Source organism: Aliidiomarina quisquiliarum (assembly GCF_023922585.1).
GTDB classification, from domain to species: Bacteria; Pseudomonadota; Gammaproteobacteria; order Enterobacterales; family Alteromonadaceae; genus Aliidiomarina; species Aliidiomarina quisquiliarum.
On sequence record NZ_JAMFTN010000001.1, the window covers coordinates 1 to 10,038 of the forward strand.

At 50.8% G+C, this 10,038-nt stretch carries 4 protein-coding genes; 3 read left to right on the forward strand and 1 reads right to left on the reverse strand.

The annotated features are described in order from the left end of the window. Positions 1-28: 28 nt before the first annotated feature. Positions 29-292 (reverse strand): IS66 family insertion sequence element accessory protein TnpA, encoded by a 264-nt coding sequence (gene tnpA, locus M1L23_RS15045; protein ID WP_420840615.1) that lies wholly within the window; start codon positions 290-292, stop codon positions 29-31. 179 nt (positions 293-471) lie between these two features. Here tnpA and M1L23_RS00005 point away from each other — a divergent pair, with 179 nt between their 5' ends. From M1L23_RS00005 to M1L23_RS14925, 3 genes are all read left to right on the forward strand, one after another. After that, positions 472-885 (forward strand): hypothetical protein, encoded by a 414-nt coding sequence (locus tag M1L23_RS00005; protein ID WP_252624882.1) that lies wholly within the window; start codon positions 472-474, stop codon positions 883-885. Continuing rightward, positions 858-1,685 (forward strand): hypothetical protein, encoded by an 828-nt coding sequence (locus tag M1L23_RS00010; RefSeq protein ID WP_252624883.1) that lies wholly within the window; start codon positions 858-860, stop codon positions 1,683-1,685. Before M1L23_RS00005 ends, M1L23_RS00010 begins: the two co-directional genes overlap by 28 nt. Positions 1,686-1,917: 232 nt before the next feature. Then, on the forward strand, positions 1,918-10,038 hold an 8,121-nt coding region (locus M1L23_RS14925), incomplete at its 3' end, for an InlB B-repeat-containing protein (protein ID WP_274707204.1).

A 10,038-nucleotide genomic window follows, 5' to 3' on the forward strand; every position in this document is an offset into this window, starting at 1 on the left:
TAGATAGCCGGTGGCTCAACGAACATCTTCATGCGCTGAGCTCTTTGACCAACTGCGCGACCCAGCGTGGTGAAACCGACAACGGCAATACCAACTCGGTTTGGCCAATACGAAGTTGCAGCGTCTGTTGCGAAGTTGCTGACTGCGGCACAGCCAGAGCAAAACCAGTGTCGTTATCTTCAGCTTCGCGTTGCAGCTCTGATCGCCGCTGACTAAAGTACGCCGGGTTAATGCCACGCGGCTCGCAGAAATCTTTCTGGCTGAGCTCGCTTTGTTCAAATTCAGCTATCAGCTGACGCTATTGCTCGCGCGTGCGATGTACTCGACTCATCGTGCTACCACCTTTTAAATTAAACCTGGTGGTAGCTTATGAATTTAAACTATGGCTGAATAGGTGTGGTTTCAGTGACGCTTACACTAATGGCAGCAACAGCAACAGCAACAACAAATAATAACAAAGGAATGCCTGCTATGGCGGAGAGTACGATTCAGTTTTGTGAGGGTTTTGTGCGCGAGCACCTTAAGCTTTTAGCCACTTGGCTGCAAAGTGAGCTTTTTGGTGCGCGACAAAACGCGTTAATGATGGCACCTGCTCAGCCGTTGGCTTTTCCTGCTGGGCTGCGTGCTGACCGGCAGTTGCGAGGCGTATTTATTACTTTGAGGAACGGCGCAGGCCAGTATGTGGTGGCGAATGCGCTGAGTATTGGTATAGAAGCGACGATGCGAACGGCGCTTGAAAAAGCTAAAGCTGCGGCGGGTTTTAGCCCTGTGCGGGCAAAATTTGACATGCTGGTAGAAGCTATGCCGATACGCGGTGAGACATTGCGTAAGAATAAGCGGCGCCGAAAAAAGGGTGGTTGTTTACTACGTCTGCCTTTGCGTTAACGAGCGGTGAAGTAGTGCCCTTGGTGCGCGGGCATAGAGAAACCATTCCCTTTAATGAGCGGATTGCGAAAGAGCGGGCGCTGGCGGGCGCGCAGTATTTAGCGCGATCGGTGCGAGATAATGGCGCTTATGTGTACATGTATCAGTCGGGGCCGAACCGAGAGCCTGACGACTACAATATGGTGCGCCATGCAGGTACAACTTGGTCGATGCTGGATATGCTGGCTAGCGAAACGCGCAGTGAACCTGCGGCCTTGTTGTTGGCGGCGATTCACCGGGCCGTGGCTTATTTACGCAAACACATAGAGCCTGATCCGTGGCGACCGGGTACCCTGATTATGAACGAATTTGGCACCGCCAAGTTGGGCGGTAATGGGCTGGCGATTGTCGCGCTGGTCGACTACTACCGCTTAGCGCCGAGTGAGGAGCTGCTAGCCGACATTCGTGGCCTAGCGCAGTGGATTGTGAATACCCAAAGCGAAAGCGGGCAATTTAGTGTGCACAAGCTTGATTTAGCCAGTGGCGAGGCCAGTTCGTTTTTGTCGGACTACTACCCCGGCGAGGCTATTCTGGGGTTGATGCGTTTGTATGGTATTGACGCAGACCCGCTTTGGAAAAATGCTGCCGCGGCCGGGCTAAAGTTCCAGCTACAAAACCAAATTTGGCATGAAAAGGAAATGTATTTAGCCGATCCGGCGCGCGCACACGGCGGTTTTCATTCCAACCTAAACAACTGGCACATTCGCATAGATTACGTACAACATTCCATTAGCGCGCTCATGGCCTACGCGCGTTGGTAGGCGCGGTTGTAAATTTGGGTTTGGCGTAAGCACGGCAATGCCGCGCTTTGGGTGCATTCGCGGCGTTTTGTGAGAAAAACCCCACGAACGTTGAGCAGGAGAAAAAAGTTCACAAGTAGCTTGGCAAAGAAACTGTAAATGGTGGATAATTAGTCAAATTTAACTTTTAACGCACCAACTTAACATTTCGTTGTTGTTACGAACGTGCAAAACATAACATAGGGAAGATGCCATGTTTGCACGCTCTCTCACCGCTTTGTTGTTCCTGTTTTTCGCTGCCGCTGTTCAGGCCAATGACTATCAGGTGTCTGGGGTTGCCTCCCCTTATGATTATTACAATGGCACATACGTTGAAGCGGGTACTCATTTTGGCAAGCCTTATTACCGTAAAGATACACCGGAAATTTTTACTGGCGAGTTGTTCATATTTTACGACTTCGGAAGGTGGGGTATTGGTCCGGAAACGATGATGTCTGAGATCTATAACTATAGTAGTGCGGACACACCACCCGAAACCGGTTGGTACAGCTTTTTCGGGCCGAGCGATGATATTCGTGTACGTATAGCAGGGCCGAGTATCTCCTATTCAAGTAAGCTCTTTATCGAATCGCTTGAGAACGATGGCTCGTTTAATCAACGGATTGAAATCACTCACAATAACTTCGACGGAGAACATTTTAGCGGCTCCGAGGGAGACGAATTCGTGGCGAGCGGACTTGTCACGGTCTCTAACTTACCTGCAGGTCTTACCGCGAAAGTTGTTTACCAGTCATCGACTTTGCTTACTTTTATTCTTGAAGGTCAAGCCAATATAGCGACCCAAGCCGATAATGTCAGTAACGTGACGTTATCATTCTCTGACGCTGCGTTTGTTGGCTCAGCCAGTACCTCGGCGGAGAATACCTCGGGCTCACTAGTGAGCGATGTTGTTGTGCAATTCCGTGACGAGTTAACGGTGGGAACGTCAGGGGATTACGAGACTATCGAGTCGGCCATATCGGCGGCAGCTGCGTATGACATTATTCGGGTTGATGAGGGTATATATACAGAGCCGAATTTAGTCATTTCGCGTAACCTGGCATTGGTAGGCGCCGGAGCTGGAAAAACGGTGGTTCAGGCTGCTGCCGACCCGGGCGTTGCTGGCGCGCGAGTCATAAATGTGTCGTATGGTTTAACCGATGTGCTGATTTCTGACCTGACGATTCGACATGGCTATTTGTCTGGTGGAAATCAACAAGGCGCTGGTATTCGAGCGGAAAGTAACTTTACGTTACGGAACTGCCATGTGACGCAAAATAGAATTGTCGCAACTGCAGACTCCTATGGCGCTGGCCTATTCGCGTCGGCGGGGATTCGCATGGAAAACTGCCTCGTGGACAGTAATGAGCTCAACCTTTCCCGATGGCGTTACTCGGGAGGTGCTGGCCTTTATTTTGTAAACGACAGTAGTATTATAAATTCCACGTTTTACGATAATTCAATCACCTCGAACTCGACGAATAGTGATGCAATGCGAGGTGCTGCTATTCTAGGGGAATCTTTTTCTGATGCACAAATTATCAACTCTACGATTTATGGAAACCACAGTGTGGGGTTGGGAGGTGGGATAGCTCTCAGCAGCAATGGTGTTGTCGAGATTCTTAATAGTATTGTCTACGGGAACACGGCGTCGCGAGACGAAGATCTTGCCGATGTTTATATCGCTTCTAGTTCCGGTAACACTTATGTACGTCATTCCATCACGCAGTCAGTGTCTCCAAGCGCAGAGCGCATCGATTCACTAGATACAGATCCACTGCTCAACTCATTCGATAATTATGGCGGTGATACCAGTGGCTTTCAGCTACTAGCGGGAAGCCCTGCAATTGGGGCTGGTTTAGTGACTGACAGGGTTCCAGACCTCGATCAGCGCGGCTATAGCCGTTCTGGCGATCCGGATATTGGCGCGCTTCAATACGACGGCACCTTGCCTTACGACGTTACTTATCATGCGAATGGTGGGGTAGGGCGTGTTCCAGAGCTTGGGCATAGTTTGTCGGATGGTAAGTCTTTCACGGTGAGTGAAGCGAGTTCATTGACCTTCGGAGAGCTTAATTTTACGACTTGGAATACGCAACCGGATGGTTCGGGTACTGATTATGCGCCGAACGATGTAGTAACGATAATGGGCGGTGATGTTGACCTTTATGCGCAGTGGGAGCCTGCTGTTGTTCGTTATACTTTGACATACCTAGCTGGGCTTGGCGGTAGTATCGATGGCGACGCGTCGCAACTTGTAGACGAGGGAAGTGACGGAACTGAGATAACCGCCGTTGCCGATACCGGTTACTCGTTCGTCGACTGGAGTGACGGAGTTACCACTGCCTCACGTCAAGAGCTGAATGTTGCTGCGGACGTTTCGGTAACAGCCAACTTCGCCCGTAACGAGTACACGGTAACCTTTATCGCAGGTGGAGCTCAATTTGCGCAAGAGTCGGTGTTGCATGGCGATGCGGTTACTGATCCAGGTGTGCCAATTGTGACAGGCTACACCTTTATTGACTGGGACACAGACTTTAGTGCGGTAACCAGTGATTTAACGGTAACTGCAAACCTGGTTATCAATAGTTATGTAGTAAACTTTTTTGACCATCTTGAGAACTTGATAGCTACTACCAGTGTTAATCATGGTAGTGCGGCGAGCGCTCCTTCTGCACCATCTCGTGATGGCTACACCTTCAGTGGTTGGAGTGCTGATATTAGTTCGGTGACCTCCTCGTTAGATGTTACGGCTCAGTACACGATCAACAGCTACACGGTCACCTTCGTGGATTACGACAGTTCACCGCTAGGCTCGGATACCGTTGAATATCTGCAAGGTGCGACTGCACCTGCGGATCCAACGCGTACCGGTTATACCTTCACAGGTTGGGATGTTGATTTTGGCTCTGTATCCGAGAACATGACGGTTACGGCTCAATATACGATCAACAGCTATACCGTGAACTTTGTGGATTACGACAGTTCGCCGTTAGGTTCGGATACTGTGGAATATCTAACAGCCGCCACTGCACCTGCGGATCCAACGCGTACGGGTTATACCTTTAGTGGTTGGGATGTTGGTTTTGGCTCTGTATCCGAGAACATGACGGTTACGGCGCAATACAGTATTAATAGCTATACCGTGAGCTTCGTGGATTACGACAGTTCACCGCTAGGCTCGGATACGGTTGAGTACTTAACCGCGGCTACAGCACCTGCGGATCCAACGCGTACGGGTTATACCTTTAGTGGCTGGGATGTAGCGTTTGACTCTGTAACCGACAACATGACGGTTACCGCGCAATACAGCATTAACAGCTATACCGTGAGCTTCGTGGATTATGATAATTCGCCACTAGGCTCGGATACTGTGGAGTACTTGACCGCGGCGACGGCACCTGCTGATCCAACGCGTACGGGTTATACCTTTACCGGTTGGAGTGTGGCGTTTGCTTCGGTGATCGAGAACATGACGGTTACCGCGCAATACACCATCAACAGCTATACCGTGAGCTTTGTGGATTATGATAATTCGCCGCTGGGCTCCGATACTGTGGAGTACTTGACCGCGGCGACGGCACCGGCCGATCCAAGCCGCACGGGTTACACCTTCAGTGGCTGGGATGTAGCGTTTGATTCGGTGACTGCGGATATCACAGTGACGGCTCAGTACAGCATTAATTCGTACACGGTTACTTTCAACGACTTTGATGGGTCCTTGTTAGGCACCGACACCGTTGATTATTTAACGGCAGCTACGGCGCCTGCCGATCCAACGCGTACGGGTTACACCTTCAGTGGCTGGGATGTGGCGTTTGATTCGGTGACTGCGGATATCACAGTGACTGCTCAGTACAGCATTAACAGCTATACCGTGAGCTTCGTGGATTATGATAATTCGCCACTAGGCTCGGATACTGTGGAGTACTTGACCGCGGCGACGGCACCGGCCGATCCAAGCCGCACGGGTTACACCTTCAGTGGCTGGGATGTAGCGTTTGATTCGGTGACTGCGGATATCACAGTGACGGCTCAGTACAGCATTAATTCGTACACGGTTACTTTCAACGACTTTGATGGGTCCTTGTTAGGCACCGACACCGTTGATTATTTAACGGCAGCTACGGCGCCTGCCGATCCAACGCGCACGGGTTACACCTTCGCGGGATGGGATGTCGGTTTTGACTCTGTAACCGACAACATGACGGTAACCGCGCAATACAGCATCAACAGCTATACCGTGACCTTTAATGACTTCGATGGAACGTTGCTAGGCTCGGATACTGTGGAGTACTTGACCGCGGCGACGGCGCCTGCCGATCCAACGCGTACGGGTTATACCTTCGCGGGATGGGATATTGCGTTTGACTCTGTGACTGCGGATATCACAGTCACTGCTCAATACACGATCAACAGCTATACCGTGAGCTTCGTGGATTATGATAATTCGCCACTAGGCTCCGACACGGTTGAATATCTGCAAGGTGCTACTGCACCGGCCGATCCAACCCGCACGGGTTACACCTTTAGCGGTTGGGATGTAGCGTTTGACTCTGTAACCGACAACATGACGGTTACCGCGCAATACAGCATTACCAGCTATACCGTGAGCTTCGTGGATTATGATAATTCGCCGTTAGGCTCTGATACTGTGGAGTACTTGACCGCGGCGACGGCACCGGCGGATCCAACGCGTACGGGTTATACCTTTAGTGGTTGGGATGTGGCCTTTGATTCGGTGACTGAGAACATCACGGTTACGGCTCAATATACGATTAATTCGTACACGGTTACCTTCAACGACTTTGATGGAACCTTCATTGATTCCGATACTGTGGAATATCTAACAGCCGCCACTGCACCTGCGGATCCAACGCGTACCGGTTATACCTTCACAGGTTGGGATGCAGACTTCACGTCAGTCACGGAAGATATGACGGTGACCGCTCAATACACGATCAACAGCTACACGGTCACCTTCGTGGATTACGACAGTTCACCGCTAGGCTCGGATACGGTTGAGTACTTAACCGCGGCTACAACGCCGGCGGATCCAACGCGTACGGGTTATACCTTTAGTGGTTGGGATGCGGTGTTTGATTCTGTAACTGAGAATATGACGGTTACCGCGCAGTACACGATCAACAGCTACACCGTGACCTTTAATGACTTCGATGGAACCTTCATTGATTCCGATACTGTGGAATATCTGCAAGGTGCCACCGCGCCAGCGGATCCAACGCGTACGGGTTATACCTTTAGTGGCTGGGATGTAGCGTTTGATTCGGTGACTGCGGATATTACAGTGACTGCTCAATATACGATTAATTCGTATACCGTGACCTTTAATGACTTCGATGGAACGTTGCTAGGTTCGGATACTGTGGAGTATCTAACCGCGGCGACGGCACCGGCGGATCCAACGCGTACGGGTTATACCTTCGCGGGATGGGATGTTGGTTTTGACTCTGTAACCGACAACATGACGGTAACCGCGCAATACACCATCAACAGCTATACCGTGAGCTTTGTGGATTATGATAATTCACCGCTAGGCTCCGACACTGTGGAATATCTGCAAGGTGCTACTGCGCCTGCGGATCCAACCCGCACGGGTTACACCTTCAGTGGCTGGGATGTAGCGTTTGACTCTGTAACCGACAACATGACGGTTACCGCGCAATACAGCATTAACAGCTATACCGTGAGCTTCGTGGATTATGATAATTCGCCACTAGGCTCGAATACTGTGGAGTATCTAACCGCTGCGACGGCACCGGCGGATCCAACGCGTACGGGTTATACCTTCGCGGGATGGGATGTTGGTTTTGACTCTGTAACCGACAACATGACGGTTACCGCGCAATACACCATTAACAGCTATACCGTGAGCTTCGTGGATTATGATAATTCGCCACTAGGCTCGGATACTGTGGAGTACTTGACCGCGGCGACGGCACCGGCGGATCCAACACGTACGGGTTATACCTTTAGTGGTTGGGATGCGGTGTTTGATTCTGTAACTGAGAATATGACGATTACCGCGCAGTATTCGATTAATTCGTACACTGTGAGCTTCGTGGATTACGATAATTCGCCACTAGGCTCGGATACTGTGGAGTATCTAACCACTGCTACGGCACCGGCCGATCCAACGCGTACGGGTTACACCTTCGCGGGATGGGATGTTGGTTTTGATTCGGTGACTGCGGATATCACAGTGGCTGCTCAGTACACCATCAACAGCTATACCGTGAGCTTCGTGGATTATGATAATTCGCCACTAGGCTCCGACACGGTTGAATATCTGCAAGGTGCGACTGCACCTGCCGATCCAACGCGTACGGGTTATACCTTCGCGGGATGGGATGTTGGTTTTGACTCTGTGACCGACAACATGACGGTTACCGCGCAGTACACGATCAACAGCTATACCGTGAGCTTCGTGGATTATGATAATTCGCCACTAGGCTCCGACACGGTTGAATATCTGCAAGGTGCTACTGCGCCGGCGGATCCAACGCGTACCGGTTACACCTTCGCGGGATGGGATGTTGGTTTTGACTCTGTAACCGACAACATGACGGTAACCGCGCAATACACCATCAACAGCTATACCGTGAGCTTTGTGGATTATGATAATTCACCGCTAGGCTCGGATACTGTGGAGTATCTAACCGCGGCGACGGCACCGGCGGATCCAACGCGTACGGGTTATACCTTCGCGGGATGGGATGTTGGTTTTGACTCTGTAACCGACAACATGACGGTAACCGCGCAGTATACGATTAATTCGTACACGGTTACTTTCAACGACTTTGATGGCTCCTTGTTAGGCACCGACACCGTTGATTATTTAACGGCAGCCACTGCACCTGCTGATCCAACGCGTACGGGTTATACCTTCGCGGGATGGGATGTAGCGTTTGACTCTGTAACCGACAACATGACGGTAACCGCGCAATACACCATCAACAGCTATACCGTGAGCTTTGTGGATTATGATAATTCGCCGCTGGGCTCCGATACTGTGGAGTACTTGACCGCGGCGACGGCACCGGCGGATCCAACGCGTACCGGTTACACCTTCGCGGGATGGGATGTTGGTTTTGACTCTGTAACCGACAACATGACGGTAACCGCGCAATACACCATCAACAGCTATACCGTGAGCTTCGTGGATTATGATAATTCGCCGCTAGGCTCCGACACGGTTGAATATCTGCAAGGTGCTACCGCGCCTGCGGATCCAACGCGCACGGGTTATACCTTTAGTGGTTGGGATGTAGCGTTTGATTCTGTAACCGACAACATGACGGTAACCGCGCAATACAGCATTAACAGCTATACCGTGAGCTTTGTGGATTATGATAATTCACCGCTGAGCTCGGATACTGTGGAGTACTTGACCGCGGCGACGGCGCCTGCCGATCCAACGCGTACGGGTTACACCTTCAGTGGCTGGGATGTAGCGTTTGATTCGGTGACTGCGGATATCACAGTGACGGCTCAGTACAGCATTAATTCGTACACTGTGAGCTTCGTGGATTACGATAATTCACCGTTAGGCTCTGACACGGTTGAGTATTTAGCTTCGGCTACCGCACCTGCGGATCCAACGCGTACGGGTTATACCTTTAGTGGTTGGGATGTTGGTTTTGGCTCTGTATCCGAGAACATGACGGTTACGGCGCAATACAGTATTAATAGCTATACCGTGAGCTTCGTGGATTACGACAGTTCACCGCTAGGCTCGGATACGGTTGAATATCTGCAAGGTGCGACTGCACCTGCGGATCCAACGCGTACCGGTCATACCTTTAGTGGTTGGGATGTTGATTTTGGCTCTGTATCCGAGAACATGACGGTTACGGCTCAATATACGATCAACAGCTATACCGTGAACTTTGTGGATTACGACAGTTCGCCGTTAGGTTCGGATACTGTGGAATATCTAACAGCCGCCACTGCACCTGCGGATCCAACGCGTACCGGTTATACCTTTAGTGGTTGGGATGCGGTGTTTGATTCTGTAACTGAGAATATGACGATTACCGCGCAGTATTCGATTAATTCGTACACTGTGAGCTTCGTGGATTACGATAATTCACCGTTAGGCTCTGACACGGTTGAGTATTTAGCTTCGGCTACCGCACCTGCGGATCCAACGCGTACGGGTTATACCTTTAGTGGTTGGGATGCGGTGTTTGATTCGGTGACTGCGGATATCACAGTGACGGCTCAGTACAGCATTAATTCGTACACGGTTACTTTCAACGACTTTGATGGGTCCTTGTTAGGCACCGACACCGTTGATTATTTAACGGCAGCT

Excerpts from the sequence above, each read along its gene's own strand:
- M1L23_RS00005 (WP_252624882.1), top strand. The coding sequence starts at position 472 with ATGGCGGAGAGTACGATTCAGTTTTGTGAGGGTTTTGTGCGCGAGCAC.